Source organism: Streptomyces sp. NPDC029014, assembly GCF_055564695.1.
On record NZ_JBVHVT010000015.1, the window covers coordinates 47,459 to 63,746 of the forward strand.

The following is a 16,288-nucleotide window of genomic DNA, read 5'->3' on the forward strand; positions in this document are numbered from 1 at the left end:
GCCGGGGCCTGCACCCTCTGATCCGTTCCGATTTCTGCCAGGGCCGGGGCCTTGCGGTCATGCCTCCGGCCCGCGCAGGAGGCGGGCGGCAGTGGCGTGATCAAGAGGTGGCACGTGATGTTGCCAGCGGGCCAGGGAAGCGGCGGACGCCAGGCCGGCGGCTTGGGCGATCAGATGGTGGTCGATCCGCGCCGTCATCAGCTCGACGATCCACGTCGCCCGCGCCCTGCCGGCCGACACCAGCGGCAGGCCGTCCGGCGGCCGGTGATTGAGTGGCCAGGAGCCGATCAGGTTCTTGGAGTACTCGGTGGTGCGGCGAGGCCGGAACAGGTAGCCGCTGCCCGTGTGATCTGCGAGTTCCCCCAGGACCCCGTCCCAGGCGGCACGGGCGACGAGTGGAACCAGACGGTTGACGGATGTGTGCATCAGCGGACCGCCCGGACGCTGCCGCCGCAGATCCTGTCCTCGGCATGCCGCGATCTCCCGTGGCGTCAGTCCGAAGCCGGCACCGAGACCGAGAAGCGCGAGGGCATCGGTCTTCTGCTGACGAGGCAGATGCATGGCCCAGTGCCGCAAGCCCGCGAGCTCTGCACGACTGTAGGGCTGATGCGGGCTGGTCTCTGCGTGCATGCGGGCCGGGGCCGCTTCCCCGCGCTCGCTCCAGGCCAGAGCGTCCCGCACCCGCAAGAGCCATGTCCGGTAGGTCCGCACCGACGACCCTTTGATGTCACCGGCGCGGGAGAGCACGAACGCGTCGATGACCTCGTTGCCCAACCACTCATTCGGATTGCGCTCCAGCCCAGCCGCCTCCGCCCACAGCGCCAGCCGCCCGGTGACGTGAAGCAGCCTCTCCACGTCGTAGGGCACGGCAGTCACCACAGCGGCGACCACCGACCGCACCATCGGCGCGACGTCTACCCAGACGGCCGTTGCGTGCTTCGGCCGATACCGGGTGATCTTCGCCGAAGTCTCGGGATCAAGGACCACGGTCCATGCATACCGGCTGGACAAGCAGCCATTCCACAGCTGATCAACTTCAATAGACAAGGTGGTGCGCGCATGGTCGGCGGACGCGCCCGCGCACGCTCCCCTCGGGAGCTGACCGACGATCCGGAAGCCTGGCCCGAGCAGGCCAGCGCCGACCCAGCCGCCGACGCGGTTCGCCAGATCGCCCGAACCCTCGAGGAGGCGCTCGCCAGCCACGGGCTGAGCCTGCGGGCGGCCGCGGCCGGCTCCGGGGTCAACCGCCAGGCCATCGCCGACCTGCTGGCGGGACGGTCCTGGCCCGACGTGGCCACCGTCGCCCGCCTGGCCCACTTCACCAACACCACGCTGTGGCCGGACAGCATCGATATCGAACGGAACAGAACGCATTGAGCCTCGATCCGTGCCCGGAAACGCCAAACAGCGAACGGGCATGACGAACTTCGTGGCTCCGGACGCCGAGCGGAGAGAGCCTCTACTACGCTCGGACGTGCGGAAGCCACCCTTGCCTGGGCGGTCACGCAACCCGGCACCGCCGAGCTGAACCCTCGGCGGTGCCACCCTTTGAATGCCGCGCGCTCGCGGCCGCGCTCACCCCGTGGCGGCCCCTTCCTCCCCGCTCGCGCTGGCTGCCGGGGCAACTGCGAACCATGCGATCGGGCCCTCCACCAGCTGGCCCTCCTTCGCCAGCCGCTTCAGCCGGGACCGAGTCGTCTCCACCCGCCGCCCATTCAAGGTGCTCGAGGTGTCCTCGCCGATCGCCGCGGCGATGTCCTGCACCTTCATCGCCCGCCCCGCCCCCGCCAGCAGAACCAGGATCCGCTCGCGCGCGACCTCCCACTCCAGAGGCCTCGCAGGCGTGGGCCTCTCAGTAGGCTCCTCGGTGCCATGAGTTGTGAAGTCAGCGCCACCACCCGACGAGGGCTCGCCACCTGCGGCTTGCTCGCCGGCCTCCGGCCCAGGCTTGTCGTCCTGATCGCTGGCGAGGGAAATCAGCGTCTCCCGCGTGATCGTCAGGTGCACCAGCCGCTCCTCGGCCACCGCGACCTTCTCGCGAAGCGCGGACAACTCACCGCGCACAATGGCCTCTTCCGCATCCAGACGCTCGAAGAGCGACGTCATCCCGACCCTGCCTCCACCCCGCAGCCAACGGCGGACCTCGCGGCACTCGAAGCCCCAGCCAAACCTAGAGGCGGCGCCAGCAAGATCGCAGAGGGTGACCGCCAATGCTCCCAAACGACCACGCCCGCCCGCCTTGCGCTCGCACCCCTTCGCCAGACGACAACTCCCGTCCGAGCCGTAGGCTCAGCACATGCCGACCGAAGACAGCCTGCAGAGCACCGCCAAGCACTGGCAGGAGTGCACAGACGTGTACGACTTCCTGGAGCAGATCCGCCTCCGCCCCGGCATGTGGCTGCCTGGTGGTTCGTTGCTCCACCTGCAGTCGATCCTCGTCGGCTACCGAGCCGCACTGGGCGTGCACTCCATCAACGAGCCGTTCGCCTTCTGGCCAGACGACCACTTCACGCAGTGGCTGCGCGAGCACCACGGCATGTCCAGCTCCCTTGGTTGGGCCGCAGAGATCGAACGCAACACCCCGGACGGCTCCACTCCGATCGAGGAGTTCTTCCGACTGCTGGACGACTATCGCCGTCACGCAGCCTTGAAGCCGACGCCAAACACCTCGAAGGCCCGCTTCCCCGGCATCGAGTACATGGGCAACACGTTCGTCACCCTCTTCTGGCGCCAACGGCTCCTCAACCAGGCTGTGCAGCGTCTCGAAGACCGTGACTTCCGCGTCGTCCGGCTGGCAGCCGGTCAATGGAGCACGGAGCAAGACATGCACCGTGCCTTCGCTGCCGCCCTGCACTTCACCGACTACTACGGCCACAACCTTGACGCACTCAACGACTGCCTCGGAGATGTGGCCTGCTACGGCCCCTACGACGACACAGCGGAAGGCACGGGACTGGTCCTCACCTTCACCGACTACGACCGATTCGCAGCCGCCTGCCCCAAAGTCGCGCAAGCCGCACTCGACATCATCGCCAACCAAGCCCGTCACGCAGCCGTACTTCAGCGCCGACTGATCTGCCTCGTCCACAGCAACGACCCCGACATTCAGTTCGACCCGGTAGGGGCCATGCACGTAATGTGGAACAGCGACGAATGGCTGAACGCCAACCGCCGAGGGTAGGCAGGCGATCTCATCGCTCTGCCGCAGCGTCCCAGGCAGCAGTGATACAGCCCTCCTCCCAGTGCCACCACCCCTTTGCCTCGCCGCGTTCCAAGAGGTTGCGGATCCGCGGCAGGTCCGCCTAAGGCGGGACGTCCAAGGCCACCATCCGGTACCGCTCGATCCCCTCGCCGGTGGTGCCGAGGCGGTGGAAGACTTCCAGCACACTCTGCCGGGCAGCGGCTGAGCCGTCGTCCTTCAGCACGATCAGCCGGATCGTGCAGTTCTGAGACGGCCGGACCGTCTCCCCGGCCCAGAAGACACCGTCTCCATCGAGCTCTACCTTGATGACGTCCCCGCTGGCGATGCCGCGGACGAACCACGGGGTGTTGTCCAACCGCACCGTGCCGTCGCCAAGGTCCACCGCCCATAGACTCTCGACACTCGCCGGCGGCCAGCCGTCCTCGTCTATGTCCATCCGGAAGTGGACCTTCACGTGGTCGTCACTGATGTTCGTCACCTCGCCATCATCCACGCCGCATCCATGGGCCCGGATGTGGGAGTGCGGACGGACGATGTCGGGTTCTCTGCGACGTGTCTCGCCGTGTGTGCTGGCGGCTCAACGGTCTCTAATCCGTGTCCCTCCGGTAGCAGCCTGAAGCGCTGCCGGACGAGGCGAACTTGGGCAGGTCGTTGCGGAAGAAGCGGATCGTCTGGTCCGGTGGCTGTGGATTTCGCAGTTCATTGACGGCTGCCTCCGAAATGATCAGGCAGAACTTCGTGGTCAAGAGAGCGTGATCCCCTGAACGGCTCAGCTCAAGGGTGCCTTCGTACCGGCCCGCCTGGTACATCCAGTTGTCGGCCAGAAACTCGAATGACGGCTGTTGAGGTTTGTCCTGACTGACAAGAAATGGGGCAGGGTCGCTGCTCCAATGGTTATTGACCGTGTCCGTATCCGGGTCGTAGTACCATGTGACGCTCTCTCTCCAATAAAAGACCGGCCGCTTCGAAATAGAGGTGGAGTCGGTAGGGGTTAGCTGCAAGCGTGCATCACGGACGACTTCGACATTCTCGCTCTTAAACCTGGTGGACACTGTCGGCTGTACGTAGAGCCGAACGCCATTGCCGAGCTTTTCGAGACGCAAGAGGTGAGGGAGCGTCATATCGACGTTTGGTTGGCGCTGCAGCTCGGCAAAATTGTAGAGCGAAATGACCAGGGCGACGACAGCTGCAGCCGTAGCAGACCACTTGTGCACAGCCTCGAATCGTTGCCTACTGCGAGACATCGCCGGCCTCGCCGAAGCGCCTTCCATTCCCCCACTATGCCCGGGGAGGCAGTCTTCCGTCTGCTGCGTTACTCCGTATGGCCACGCACCAGACGCGGCATCGGCACTCATCAGCATGGCGGCTCTCGCGGGCCGAAGGGGCGTACGGCAAAAGGCAGTGCCTGACGGTGTCCGCCAGGCACTGCACACGCGGGTGCTCCTCGCCGTTCCTCAGTCCGCAGCGTAGGCTTTTCGCCGATGAACGGGGCGTCGGCCGGACCTTTGATGTAGGGGCAGCGCCAGAAAGAGATGAGCTCTCTTGGTCGGTCGTCGGGCGCAGCGTCCTGTCGACCGGCCGCGGAACCTGCGGGCAGAGCGCTATGCCCCCCTTTTTTTATGGGAGAGACTCAAGGAAACGGAAGCATATGAAACTCGGCTACCAGAACGGCTCCGCTTCCTCTCGCGCTGCCGGCAAGAAGCCCCAAGTGGTCGCGGCGTCAACGGGAAGCGATCTTCGGGTAACCGGGAAGCGATCTTCAAACCCCTCCTGTGCCGCCTGGTCAGGGGTACTCGTGAGCAGCCCTAGGACGGACTGCAACAAGATCGCAGAGGGTGACCGCAGCTGCCCCCAACCGATCGCACACGTTCACCTCGCGCCCAAGCCCCATCGAGGGGCGACAAGTCTCGTTCACGTCGTAGGCTCCCCATGCCCACCGACGACAGCCCGCAGGGCACCGTCAAGCACTGGCAGGACTGCACGGGTGTGTACGACTTCCCCGAGCAGACCCGTCTGAGGCCCGGCATGCGACTTCCCGACGGCTAGCTTCATCACTCCGGGCCATGCTAGAGATCTGCCGTCGGAGGGGTCATCCACGTATGGCCCGCGTGGCAAGGCTCAGGACTACTGTTCGTGCTGTGACATGGCCTTGTGCGAAGGAAGCGTGAGCTGGGTCGGTTGCGCAATGCCGCACGACGCCGGACGGCTCGGGAAGCAAGGCTAGGCTTCCGTCAGGCGGTCACGGAAGCGGGTGGCAGTCGGCTGCATCGATGGGGTTTGGTGGCCTCGATGTTGCCGGGGGTGGCCGCTCTGGCCGCGGTGCTGTTCAGCTGGGTTCAGGTGGGGCAGGCCAGTAAGGAACTACGTATCTCCGATGCGGGGCAAATTACCAACCGGTTCAATACGGCGATTACTAACCTAGGGGCCTCAGAAGAGCCCGTACGGATCGGTGGAATCTACGCGCTCCATCGCATCTTGCAGGACTCCCCACGCGACGATGCCGCTGTCACCTCAGTGCTGTCCTCCTACATCCGCGGAAAAGCTCCACTGCCCGACAAGAAGCAGGAAGAGATTAAATTCCAACCACCTGGCGATGTCTCTGCGGCGCTCACCGTTCTGGCTAACCGTCCCGAGTCGCCCTCGCCACTCGCAGCCGACCTTGAGTACGTCAATCTCAGCGCACTTGAAATCGGATCTGTGCCGCTCCTCAGAGAGGTGCCTATAAGGAATTTTCGGCGGGTTCACCTGTCAGGCTCCGACTTGCGCGAAGCCCATCTTGTATTGTGCAACTTCAAGCAGGCTGTTCTCGAAGGGGTGGATTTATCCAACGCCGAGCTGGGTCTGTCCGACTTGAGTGACGCCTATGCCTCCTCTGTGAATTTCTCCAAGGCGATTCTTTACGGCTCGGACTTTTCTAGGGCTGACCTGGGGCAGGCAAACCTCGCCGGTGCACTCGTCGGCGGGGAAGTTAGCCTGTCCACTGGCAGTGGGGCGCGTCAAGTGAAGAGGGCCAACTTCACGGATGCCAATCTTGCGGGGGCGAACCTGAGCAATGCGGACCTGCACGGTGTTAATCTCACTAGGGCGGAGCTGGGTGGAGCCACCCTCACCAGTGCGAACCTCGCCGGCGCCGATCTGCGGAGTGCGGATCTCGCAAAAATCTCTCTCTTGGGATATGGGGAAGCTAAGCTGACTCGCACCTCTCTCAACGCTGCTGATCTCCGTGATGCCGACTTGCGCGGCGTTGACTTCCGCGGCACTGACTTGCGCGGCGCTGATTTGCGTGGCGCCAAGCTGACCGGGGCAAATTTTAAGGGCGCAAAAATGGACAAGCATACACGTGGGTTGCCTGCGTCAGCTGTCTAAAGGTTCATGCGGATAATCAGCGCCTGCTGAGCTGCTGCTTTCCGACACGGAAAGCGCGCCCACCGCCAGGCTGTGCCTCGGGCCACTAGGCCGCCGCGGCCCGCTCCAGACTGCACAGTGGAAACGAACTGAAGAAGGGCCCCCGCACTTGCTCGATGGCCTCACCCCCTTCTTCATGACCCGGTAAAAGGTGGCACGAGCCTGGGACGTCCTCGAGGCGGGGCGCCCAGCGCGACGGAAGGACGCCCTCATGGTTGCGGCCGAGCACTTTGCCTTCTGCCCGGACAACATCTGGCAGGGCTGCAGACCGTACACACTGGCCGCGTACGCCGAGCGGATCACCGGTGCCCACCGCTGGGATCTCTGGTGGGACTGATCCGTCCCAGGCCTGGGAAACGATCACCCGTCTGGCGGGAAGCGATCTTCAAGGGCTCCACGCATGCCTGATCAGAGGCACTCGTGAACACCCCACAGACAAAGAGGATCCCGTCCGATCGGAAGATCGGGCGGGATCCTCTGTTTTGTGCCCGAACGCCGAAAGGGTCCCGCCCGGGCGGGTGCCGGGCGGGAATCGGGTGCCGGGTCAGGCGAGGGGCTTGGCCATGCAGCGGCTGGATTCGTAGTCGCGGTAGTAGCCGAACTTCTCCGTCATGGTGTAGCCCTCGGAGAGGTAGAGGGCGATCGCCTCCGGCTGCTTGTCGCCGGTCTCCAGGACCATGCGGGTGCGGCCGGCCGCGCGGGCGTCGGCCTCCAGTTCCGCCAGGATGCGGCGGGCCAGGCCGATGCCGCGGGCCCGGGGGATGACGTACATGCGCTTCAGCTCGGCGTCGCCGTCCGAGTAGCCCTCGTCGTTCTCGTCCTGGGCGCGCCAGCCTCCGGTGGCCAACGGGCTCCCCGACGTGTCGTACGCCACGAGGTACAGGCCCTGCGGCGGCAGGAACATCGCCGGGTCGAGGTGGGTGGCGTCGCCCTCGCCGTCGTACCGCTCCTGGTATTCGAGCTGAACCTGGTCGTTGAGCCTGATCGCGTCCGGGTGGTCGTACGGCACCGCGCGCAGGTCTATCCCGTGAGACATCCGGCCATCGTACGGAAGGGTCCGGCTATGGTGCTGGGATGCTCACCGTGACCTCCGTGAATGTGAATGGGATCCGCGCCGCCGCCAAGAAGGGGTTCTCCCCGTGGCTGGCCGGCTCGGAGGCCGATGTCGTGTGCCTGCAGGAGGTGCGGGCGGAGGAGGAGCAGATCCCTGACGAGGTGCGGGAGCCCGAGGGCTGGCACACCGTCTTCGCGCCGTCCGCCGCCAAGGGGCGGGCCGGGGTCGCGGTGTACGCGCGGCGGGAGCCCGAGCGGGTGCAGGTGGGCTTCGGCAGCGACGAGTTCGAGGGCTCCGGGCGGTACCTGGAGGTCGACCTGCCCGGCGTGGTCGTCGCCAGCCTCTACCTGCCCTCCGGGGAGGCCGGGACCGAGAAGCAGGACGAGAAGTACCGGTTCATGGCGGAGTTCCTGCCCTACCTGGCCGCCCTGAAGGAGAAGGCGGCGGCCGACGGGCGCGAGGTCGTCGTGTGCGGAGACTGGAACATCTGCCACCGGGAAGCGGACCTGAAGAACTGGCGGACCAACCGCAAGAGCGCCGGCTTCCTGCCCGAGGAGCGGGAGTGGCTCGGCAAGGTCTACTCCGAGGCCGGCTACGTGGACGTCGTCCGCGAGCTGCACCCCGACGCGGAGGGGCCGTACTCCTGGTGGTCCTACCGGGGGCGGGCCTTCGACAACGACGCCGGCTGGCGCATCGACCTCCAGGTGGCGACGCCGGGGCTGGCGGAGCGGGCCGTGAAGGCCTTCGTGGAGCGGGCCGAGACGCACCCGGAGCGGTGGTCGGACCACGCGCCGGTGACCGTCGTCTACGGGGCCGGGGTCTGAGGGAGGCGGGGGCCCTCCGGGGTCTCGGGCGTTTCGGGCGTCTCGGACGGCGCGGTCGTCCCGGGAGGCTCGGACGTCCCGGGCTGCGTCGGGGCGGACGCCGCGGCCAGTAGGCGGTCCATGGCCATGGACAGTTCGGCCTCGACCACGCTCTTGGCCAGCGGGCGCAGACGGCCGACCGCGTCCTCGTCCAGGTGCTCCGCGACGAGCCCGGCGAAGAGGGCGGCGAGCGCGTCCGCGTGCTCGCGGACCCGGCGCCCGGTCTCCAGGACGGCGGCGAGCGGGACCCCCTCGCGCACCAGCGCCGAGGAGACGTCCAGGAGGCGGCGGCTGACGTGGACGATCTCGTCGCCGTCGGTGGCCAGGTAGCCGAGGTCGAGGGAGGCCGCCAGGTTCTCGGGGGTGACCTCGCCCTCGAAGTAGTCGGCCAGGGCCTCCGGGGTCAGGCGCACGGGGGTCTCCTCGGACCAGCCGATGCCCAGCAGTTCGCCGAGCTGGCTCACGTCGCGGCCGTTCTCGAAGGCGGCCGTCAGCTCGGCGATGCCGCCGAGGGTGTGGCCGCGTTCGAGGAGGGCGGTGATGGTGCGCAGCCGGGCCAGGTGGTGGTCGTCGTACCAGGCGATCCGGCCCTCGCGGCGCGGCGGCGGCAGGAGCCGGCGCTCGCGGTAGAAGCGCAGGGTGCGGACGGAGATGCCGGCGGCCTCGGCCAGCTCCTCCGTACGGTATTCGCGCACTGTCGTCCCCGCTTCCGTGTCTGCCACGGCCGAAGCCTATGGCGTACCGGCAGTAACTTTCCGGGTGCGACCCCTACCCAGCGGTACGGAGCTGCTCTACCCTCCCGATTGTGCCAGTGATTGCTGGCAGCGTGGCGCGATGGTGTGTTGTGTGGGCTGGGAGGCGGCATGGGCGGCACAGGCAGGCGCGAGGGCGGGCGCGGAAGCGGCGACGTGCGCGAGCGCGGACGCGAGCACGTGCGGGTGGCGGTGATCGGGTCCGGCTTCGGCGGGCTCGGTGCGGCCGTCCGGCTGCGCCGGGAGGGGATCACGGACTTCGTCGTCCTCGAACGGGCCGACTCCGTCGGCGGGACCTGGCGGGACAACAGCTACCCGGGCTGCGCCTGCGACGTCCCGTCCCACCTGTACTCGTTCTCCTTCGCACCCAACCCCGACTGGCCGCGGACCTTCTCCGGCCAGCCGCACATCCGGGCGTACCTGGAGCACGTCGCCGACACCTTCGGGCTCCGCCCGCACATCCGGCTGGACTCCGAGCTGCTGACCGCCCGCTGGGACGCCGCCGAGCTGCGCTGGGAGCTCGAAACCTCCGCCGGCGCGCTCACCGCCGACGTCGTCGTCTCCGCGACCGGTCCGCTGTCCGACCCGAAGCTGCCCGAGATCCCCGGCCTCGCCGAGTTCCCCGGGACCGTCTTCCACTCCGCGCGCTGGGACCACGGCTACGACCTGCGCGGCAAGCGGGTCGCCGTGGTCGGCACCGGCGCCTCCGCCATCCAGATCGTCCCGGCCATCGCCCCCGAGGTGGAGCGGCTCACCCTCTTCCAGCGCACCGCGCCGTGGGTGATGCCCCGCACCGACCGGGCCATCAGCACCGTCGAGCGCTGGCTGCACCGGCAGCTGCCGTTCACCCGGGCCGCCCGCCGCGGCCTGCTGTGGGGGATCCGGGAACTCCAGATCAGCGCCTTCACCAAGCGGCCGAACCAGCTCGGGCTGATCGAGTCCCTGGCCAAGGCCAACATGGCGCGCTCGATCAAGGACCCGGCGCTGCGGGCCAAGCTGACGCCCTCGTACCGGATCGGCTGCAAGCGGATCCTGCTCTCCAGCGACTACTACCCGGCGCTCGCCCGCCCCGACGTGGACCTGGTCGCCTCCGGGCTGAAGGAGATCCGGGGCAACGTCCTCGTCGCCGCCGACGGCACCGAGACCGAGGCCGACGCGATCGTCTTCGGCACCGGCTTCCACGTCACGGACATGCCGATCGCCGACCGGGTCGTGGGCGCGGAGGGCCGCACCCTCGCGGACCACTGGAAGGACGGCATGCAGGCCCTGCGCGGGGCGACTGCCGCAGGCTTCCCGAACTGGATGACGGTCATCGGGCCGAACACCGGGCTCGGGAACAGCTCGATGATCCTGATGATCGAGTCCCAGCTGAACTACATGGCCGACTACCTGCGCCAGCTGGACGTCCTCGGCGGACGGGTCGCCCTCGCGGCCCGCCCCTCGGCCGTGCACCGGTGGAACCGGCAGGTCCAGGCCCGGATGGAGCGCACGGTGTGGAACACCGGCGGCTGCACCAGCTGGTACCTGGACGCACAGGGCCGCAACACCACCGTCTGGCCGGGCACCACGGGGGAGTTCCGCAGGCTGACGCGGACCGTGGACATGAGCGAGTACGAGGTCGTCCGCCTCCGGGAGCCCGCGGGCGAGCGGGTCCCCGCCCGGGCCGGCGCCCCGGGAACGGCCGGCTCCTCCGCCTCCGCCTCCGCCTCCGCCTCCGCCGAGGAGGGTTCCGCGTGAGCCGTCTGACGCACGTCACCAGCGGGCGGTACGCGCCGCCCGCCGCCCGCCGCGAGCTGGTCGCCGTGTCCGCCGACGGGGCGCGGCTGCACGTGGAGGAGCACGGAGAGCCGGACGCGCCGCCCGTCGTGCTCGCCCACGGCTGGACCTGCTCCACCGCCTTCTGGGCCGCCCAGATCCGCGACCTCGCGGCCGACCACCGGGTCATCGCCTACGACCAGCGCGGCCACGGCCGCAGCCCCGCCGCCTCCGGGTACTCCACCACCGCCCTCGCCGACGACCTGGCCGCGGTGCTGCGGGCCGCCCTCGCCCCCGGCGAGCGGGCCGTGCTGGCCGGGCACTCCATGGGCGGCATGACGATCATGGCCGCCGCCGGGCGCCCCGAACTCACCGAGCACGCCGCCGCCGTCCTGCTGTGCAGCACCGGCAGCTCCCGGCTGACCGCCGAGGCCCTCGTGGTGCCGCTGCGCCCCGGGCCCCTGCGGACCCGACTGACCCGCGCGCTCCTCGGCTCCCGCGCACCGCTCGGCCCGGTCACCCCGCCCGCCAAACACGTGCTGAAGTACGCCACCATGGGCCCCGGTTCGGCGCCCGACCGGGTCGAGGCCTGCGCCCGGATCGTGCACGCCTGCCCGACCCCGGTCCGGCACGCCTGGTCGCAGGTCCTGGCCGAGCTGGACGTGGACGCGAACCTGCCCGCCCTCACCGCCCCCACCGCGGTCCTCGGCGGCACGGCCGACCGGCTGTCCCCGATCGTGCACGCCCGGCGGATCGCGGCCGCGCTCCCGCACTGCGTCGGGTTGACCGAGCTGACCGGGATGGGGCACATGACCCCGATCGAGGCCCCCGAGGCCGTCGTCAACGCGGTGCGCGAGCTGACCGCCGCGTACCTCGGCCCCGCCACCCGGACCCGGACCGAGACCGGCACCGACACCAGCAGCAGCACCGGCACCAGCACCGACACCGGCACACCCGCGAAGGAGAAGACGACGTGAGCCCGCACAGGAGTCTGGAAGGCCAGGTCGCCGTCGTCACCGGCGCCGCCCGCGGCGTCGGCGAGCTGCTCGCCCGCAAGCTGTCCGCGCGCGGCGCGCGGATCGCGTTGGTCGGGCTGGAGCCGGAGGCCCTCAAGGAGGTCTCCGAGCGCCTGCACACCGACAGCGACCACTGGCACGCCGACGTCACCGACCACGAGGCCATGGCCCGGGTCGCGCAGGAGGTCAAGCAGCGCTTCGGCAAGGTCGACATCGTCGTCGCCAACGCCGGGGTGGCCGCAGGCGGGCCGTTCGCCGACTCCGACCCCGACGCCTGGCGCCGGGTGATCGAGGTCAACCTGATCGGCAGTGCCGTCACGGGCCGGGCCTTCCTCCCCGTGCTCACCGAGAGCCGCGGCTACTTCCTGCAGATCGCCTCGCTCGCCGCGATCACCCCGGCGCCGATGATGACCGCGTACTGCGCCTCCAAGTCCGGGGTCGAGGCCTTCGCCCACTGCCTGCGGGCCGAGGTCGCCCACAAGGGCGTCAAGGTGGGCGTCGGCTACCTGTCCTGGACCGACACCGACATGGTGCGCGGCGCCGACGAGAACGACGTGATGCGGGAGCTGCGGCAGCGACTGCCGTGGCCGGCGAACCGCACCTACCCGCTGGGCCCGGCCGTCGACCGCATCGTCGCCGGCATCGAGCGGCGTTCGGCGCACGTGTACGCCCAGGGGTGGCTGCGCGCGATGCAGGGCGTACGGGGCTGGCTGCCGGGGCTCGTCGCGGTCGGCGGCCGGCGGGACGTGGAGCGGTTCGAGCCGAGGCTGGCCGGCATCTCCAAGGGGCTCGTCGGGGCCGGCGGAGCCGCCGACGAGCGGGAGCGCAGCGGCAGTACGCCGGCCTGAGGCCGGCGTACTGCCCCGCCCCGCCCCGCTCACCGCACTAGCGCGGCGGTAGCTTCGGCCGCCGCAGGTCGGGGACGTCCTCGTAGCCCGGCGGGACCGCGGCCGGCTCCTGTTCCAGGAGCTCCAGGGCCAGGTGCACGGCGTCGTCGAGCTGCGCGTGGCGTCCCTCCGCCCAGTCCAGCGGGGTCCGCAGGATCGCGAAGTCCGGCTCCACGCCGTGGTTCTCCACCGACCAGCCGTACTCCGGGAACCAGGCGGCGTTCATGGGCACCGTGATGATCGTGCCGTCGCCCAGCGTGTGGCGGCCGGTCATGCCGACGACGCCGCCCCAGGTGCGCTGGCCGACGACCGGGCCCAGGCCCAGCAGTTTGAAGGCCGCGGTGATCATGTCGCCGTCGGAGGAGGTGGCCTCGTCGGCCAGCGCCACGATCGGGCCGCGGGGCGCGTTGGAGGCGTAGCTCACCGGCTGGGCGTTGCGGGTGAGGTCCCAGCCCAGGATCGAGCGGGTGAGCTTCTCCACCACCAGCTCGCTGATGTGCCCGCCCGCGTTGCCGCGCACGTCCACGATCAGCGCGGGCCGTGACATCTCCATCCTGAGGTCCCGGTTGAACTGCGCCCAGCCCGAGCCGCCCATGTCGGGGATGTGCAGGTAGCCGCACTTGCCGTCGCTGACCTCGCGGACCACGGCGCGGCGCTTGGACACCCAGTGCTGGTAGCGCAGCGGCCGGTCGTCGATCAGCGGGACCACCGCCACGCGGCGGGCCGCGCCCTCGCCCTCCGCCGGGGTGAAGGTCAGCTCGACGGTGGTGCCGCCGGCCGCCGCCAGCAGCGGGTAGGGACCGGTGACCGGGTCGACGGGCCGCCCGTCGACGTGGGTGAGCACGGCGCCCTCCCGGATGCCGGTGCCGGCCAGCGGGGAGCGGGCCTTGGAGTCGGAGGCCTCGCCGGGCAGGATCCGCCGGACGACCCAGCCCCCGTCGCGGGGCACGAGGTCGGCGCCGAGCAGTCCGATCGGCCGCTGGTAGTGCGGCGGGCCCTCGTTGCGGCGGGCGGGCGAGACGTACGCGTGCGAGGTGCCGAGCTCGCCGAGGACCTCGCGCAGCAGGTCGGCGAACTCGTCGGGGGAGGCGACCCGTTCGACGAGCGGCCGGTACTGGCGCAGCACGCCGTCCCAGTCGATGCCGCACATGTCCGGTTCCCAGAAGTAGGCGCGGATCAGCCGGCCCGCCTCCTCGTAGGCCTGCCGCCATTCGGCCGCCGGGTCCGCCTCGTGGTGGATGCGCCGCAGGTCCAGGTAGACGGTGGAGTCGCCGTCGCCGGCCTCGGTGGCGGGGACGGCCCGCAGGTCGCCGTCGTCGTTGAGGACGAGCCGGGTGCCGTCGCCGCTGACCGCGAACCAGTCCAGCCCGGAGGCCAGTTCGGTCTTGCGGGCCTTGGTGATGTCGAAGTGCTCCAGGGTGGGCTTGCCGCTGGTGTCGGCGGGGTTGGCGAAGGTCTCGCCGAGCGCGCCGGAGATCGGCCAGCGCAGCCACACCAGCCCGCCTCCGTGCACCGGGTAGAGGGCCGAGTACTTGGACGCCGTCACCGGGAACGGGGTGACACGGCTCTCCAGGCCCTCCACCTCCACGGTCACCGAGCCGTCGCCCTCCTCGCCGGACACCCCCTCCGCCGGGTCGAGTCCGCCCGCCGCGGGGCGGCCGTCGGGGGTGAACGCGAAGGGCGAGGGCGTCGCCGAGGACAGCGGCACCAGGTACGGGCGGCAGCCCAGCGGGAACGACAGGTCGCCGGTGTGCACGTCGTAGACCGGGTCGAAGCCGCGCCACGACAGGAAGGCCAGGTAGCGGCCGTCGCGGGTGAAGACCGGGTTCTCGTCCACGAAGCGGCCGCTGGTGACGTCCACGATGTTCCGCGCGCCGGGGCCGAAGATCCGGGCCATCTTGATCTGCCGCAGCGCGTGCCCGACGCCCGGGTGCGACCAGGTCAGGAACGAGCCGTCGGGGGAGAACGCCAGGTCGGTGACGGGCCCGTTGACGGACCGGACGAGCTCGGTGACCTCGCCGGTCGACTCCTCCGTCGCGTCGATGAGCAGCAGCCGCCCGTCCTGGGAGGCGATCGCGAGCCGCTCCCCGGCCGGGTCGGCCACCATCTCCAGCACGCGGCCCAACTGCCCGGAGGCCAGCCGGCGCGGCTCCCGGTCGCCGGACGCCCGCGGCAGGTAGGCGATCTCGACGGCGTCCTCGCCCTCGGCGTCCGTGACGTACGCGACCTGCCCGCCCGCGCCGAGCATCTCGGGCATCCGCACCCGTACGCCCGGGGTGTCGGCGAGCGTCCGGGCGGGGCCGTCGCGGTGGGTGAGCCAGTACAGGCTGCCGCGGATGACGACGGCGCTGGCCCGGCCGGTGGTGTCGACGGACAGCGAGTCGACGTGGCTGCCGGCCGGCACCTGGTAGGTGCGCCGGCCCGCCCGCGGGCCGCCGAGGCGGACGTCGAGCCGGCGCGGGGAGGAGCCGGGGGCGAGCGAGTCGACGAGCCAGAGCTCGCCGGCGCACTGGTAGACGACGCGGGAGCCGTCGCTGGAGGCGTGGCGGGCGTAGAACTCCTCGTGGTCGGTGTGCCGGCGCAGGTCGGTGCCGTCGGGCAGGCAGGAGTACAGGTTGCCGATGCCCTCGTGGTCCGAGAGGAAGGCGATCCGGCCGGCGACGAACATGGGCGCGTCGAGGTGGCCGCCGAGGTCCTCCAGCAGCCGCTTGCCGTGCAGCCAGAGCCGTCCGGTGGCGCCGCCCCGGTAGCGCTTCCAGGAGGCGGGCTCGTGCGGGGGCTTGCCGGTCAGCAGCAGGGTGCGCCGCCCGCCGGGGCCCTCGCCGTTGTGCTCCTCCTCGTGCACCGCGATGTCCGAGACCGGGCCCCAGGGGAGCTTGCCGCCGGGGGAGCCGTCGGTGGGCACGCGGTAGGCCCAGGCGAAGTAGGAGAACGGCTGCCCGTGCGAGGACACGGCCAGGATGTCGCTGCGGCCGTCGCTGTCGGGAGGGGTCCAGCCGCAGACCCGGGTGTCGGTGGCACCCCAGTAGGTGAGCCGGCGGGCCGGGCCGCCCTCGACGGGCGCGAGGTGGATCTCCGGATCGAGGCTGCGCCAGGTCGTGTACGCGATGTGGCGGCCGTCGGGGGAGAAGCGCGGGTGGCCGATGCGGGTGCGGTCGACCGTGATCCGCCAGGCCCGGCCGGGGCTCTCGCCCTCGGGGACGAGCGGTGCGATCCACAGGTCGTCCTCGGCGGCGAAGCACAGCAGGTCGTCGTGGAGGTGCGGGAAGCGGAGGTATGCGAGGTCATGACTCACCCCACCAATGCTTTCCGCGCGAGAGGGCCCTGGCAACTCGTACAGGTGATCCATGCCAC

At 69.9% G+C, this 16,288-nt stretch carries 15 protein-coding genes; 8 read left to right on the forward strand and 7 right to left on the reverse strand.

Annotated features, from left to right (window positions below; translation table 11 throughout):
• Nucleotides 1–57: 57 nt before the first annotated feature.
• The gene (locus ACZ4VL_RS10770; RefSeq protein WP_468198263.1) at nt 58–987 is read right to left on the reverse strand and encodes a hypothetical protein; all 930 of its coding nucleotides are present in this window, start codon (nt 985–987) and stop codon (nt 58–60) included.
• Nucleotides 988–1,059: 72 nt separating this feature from the next.
• On the opposite strand from ACZ4VL_RS10770, the gene ACZ4VL_RS10775 reads away from it, so the two are divergent.
• Nucleotides 1,060–1,377, forward strand: coding sequence for a helix-turn-helix domain-containing protein (locus tag ACZ4VL_RS10775; protein ID WP_385805972.1), 318 nt, complete (start codon nt 1,060–1,062; stop codon nt 1,375–1,377).
• 198 nt (nt 1,378–1,575) lie between these two features.
• Here ACZ4VL_RS10775 and ACZ4VL_RS10780 read toward each other — a convergent pair whose 3' ends face one another.
• Nucleotides 1,576–2,106 (reverse strand): hypothetical protein, encoded by a 531-nt coding sequence (locus ACZ4VL_RS10780; protein WP_452937263.1) that lies wholly within the window; start codon nt 2,104–2,106, stop codon nt 1,576–1,578.
• Between the two features lie 190 nt (nt 2,107–2,296).
• Here ACZ4VL_RS10780 and ACZ4VL_RS10785 point away from each other — a divergent pair, with 190 nt between their 5' ends.
• The gene (locus ACZ4VL_RS10785) at nt 2,297–3,181 is read left to right on the forward strand and encodes a barstar family protein (protein ID WP_468198266.1); all 885 of its coding nucleotides are present in this window, start codon (nt 2,297–2,299) and stop codon (nt 3,179–3,181) included.
• Nucleotides 3,182–3,302: 121 nt separating this feature from the next.
• Here the strand turns inward: ACZ4VL_RS10785 and ACZ4VL_RS10790 are convergent, their stop codons facing one another.
• Both ACZ4VL_RS10790 and ACZ4VL_RS10795 read right to left on the reverse strand, forming a co-directional pair.
• A complete protein-coding gene (locus tag ACZ4VL_RS10790; RefSeq protein WP_468198269.1) occupies nt 3,303–3,695 on the reverse strand; it encodes a DUF4265 domain-containing protein in 393 nt (130 codons plus the stop codon).
• A 94-nt stretch (nt 3,696–3,789) separates the two neighbouring features.
• Entirely contained in the window at nt 3,790–4,416 is a 627-nt protein-coding gene (locus ACZ4VL_RS10795; RefSeq protein WP_385805964.1) for a hypothetical protein, read from the reverse strand.
• A 1,087-nt stretch (nt 4,417–5,503) separates the two neighbouring features.
• On the opposite strand from ACZ4VL_RS10795, the gene ACZ4VL_RS10800 reads away from it, so the two are divergent.
• On the forward strand, nt 5,504–6,568 hold the full coding sequence (locus ACZ4VL_RS10800; RefSeq protein WP_468198270.1) for a pentapeptide repeat-containing protein: 1,065 nt from the start codon (nt 5,504–5,506) through the stop codon (nt 6,566–6,568).
• Between the two features lie 190 nt (nt 6,569–6,758).
• Nucleotides 6,759–6,944, forward strand: a complete 186-nt coding sequence (locus ACZ4VL_RS10805) for a DUF4253 domain-containing protein (protein WP_468198273.1) — start codon at nt 6,759–6,761, stop codon at nt 6,942–6,944.
• Nucleotides 6,945–7,151: 207 nt separating this feature from the next.
• Here the strand turns inward: ACZ4VL_RS10805 and ACZ4VL_RS10810 are convergent, their stop codons facing one another.
• Nucleotides 7,152–7,643 (reverse strand): GNAT family N-acetyltransferase, encoded by a 492-nt coding sequence (locus ACZ4VL_RS10810; RefSeq protein ID WP_468198276.1) that lies wholly within the window; start codon nt 7,641–7,643, stop codon nt 7,152–7,154.
• A 38-nt stretch (nt 7,644–7,681) separates the two neighbouring features.
• Here ACZ4VL_RS10810 and ACZ4VL_RS10815 point away from each other — a divergent pair, with 38 nt between their 5' ends.
• On the forward strand, nt 7,682–8,485 hold the full coding sequence (locus ACZ4VL_RS10815) for an exodeoxyribonuclease III (RefSeq protein ID WP_468198278.1): 804 nt from the start codon (nt 7,682–7,684) through the stop codon (nt 8,483–8,485).
• Here ACZ4VL_RS10815 and ACZ4VL_RS10820 read toward each other — a convergent pair.
• Nucleotides 8,467–9,246 (reverse strand): MerR family transcriptional regulator, encoded by a 780-nt coding sequence (locus ACZ4VL_RS10820; protein WP_468198280.1) that lies wholly within the window; start codon nt 9,244–9,246, stop codon nt 8,467–8,469. The two genes, ACZ4VL_RS10815 and ACZ4VL_RS10820, sit on opposite strands and share 19 nt — an antisense overlap.
• 141 nt (nt 9,247–9,387) lie before the next feature.
• Here ACZ4VL_RS10820 and ACZ4VL_RS10825 point away from each other — a divergent pair, with 141 nt between their 5' ends.
• From ACZ4VL_RS10825 to ACZ4VL_RS10835, 3 genes are read left to right on the forward strand one after another with little or no spacing between them, the layout of a single operon-like run.
• On the forward strand, nt 9,388–11,013 hold the full coding sequence (locus tag ACZ4VL_RS10825) for a flavin-containing monooxygenase (RefSeq protein ID WP_468198282.1): 1,626 nt from the start codon (nt 9,388–9,390) through the stop codon (nt 11,011–11,013).
• On the forward strand, nt 11,010–12,008 hold the full coding sequence (locus ACZ4VL_RS10830) for an alpha/beta fold hydrolase (RefSeq protein ID WP_468198284.1): 999 nt from the start codon (nt 11,010–11,012) through the stop codon (nt 12,006–12,008). Before ACZ4VL_RS10825 ends, ACZ4VL_RS10830 begins: the two co-directional genes overlap by 4 nt.
• The gene (locus ACZ4VL_RS10835) at nt 12,005–12,895 is read left to right on the forward strand and encodes an SDR family oxidoreductase (RefSeq protein WP_468198286.1); all 891 of its coding nucleotides are present in this window, start codon (nt 12,005–12,007) and stop codon (nt 12,893–12,895) included. The genes ACZ4VL_RS10830 and ACZ4VL_RS10835 overlap by 4 nt, the downstream gene beginning before the upstream one ends.
• Nucleotides 12,896–12,932: 37 nt before the next feature.
• Here ACZ4VL_RS10835 and ACZ4VL_RS10840 read toward each other — a convergent pair whose 3' ends face one another.
• Nucleotides 12,933–16,229 (reverse strand): S41 family peptidase, encoded by a 3,297-nt coding sequence (locus ACZ4VL_RS10840; protein ID WP_468198289.1) that lies wholly within the window; start codon nt 16,227–16,229, stop codon nt 12,933–12,935.
• Nucleotides 16,230–16,288: the final 59 nt, after the last annotated feature.

What these genes read in the sequence shown, in the direction of transcription:
- ACZ4VL_RS10775 (WP_385805972.1), top strand. Translation starts at nt 1,060, where the DNA reads ATGGTCGGCGGACGCGCCCGCGCACGCTCCCCTCGGGAGCTGACCGAC.
- ACZ4VL_RS10825 (WP_468198282.1), top strand. Translation starts at nt 9,388, where the DNA reads ATGGGCGGCACAGGCAGGCGCGAGGGCGGGCGCGGAAGCGGCGACGTG.
- ACZ4VL_RS10785 (WP_468198266.1), top strand. Translation starts at nt 2,297, where the DNA reads ATGCCGACCGAAGACAGCCTGCAGAGCACCGCCAAGCACTGGCAGGAG.
- ACZ4VL_RS10815 (WP_468198278.1), top strand. Translation starts at nt 7,682, where the DNA reads ATGCTCACCGTGACCTCCGTGAATGTGAATGGGATCCGCGCCGCCGCC.
- ACZ4VL_RS10810 (WP_468198276.1), bottom strand. Translation starts at nt 7,643, where the DNA reads ATGTCTCACGGGATAGACCTGCGCGCGGTGCCGTACGACCACCCGGAC.
- ACZ4VL_RS10780 (WP_452937263.1), bottom strand. Translation starts at nt 2,106, where the DNA reads ATGACGTCGCTCTTCGAGCGTCTGGATGCGGAAGAGGCCATTGTGCGC.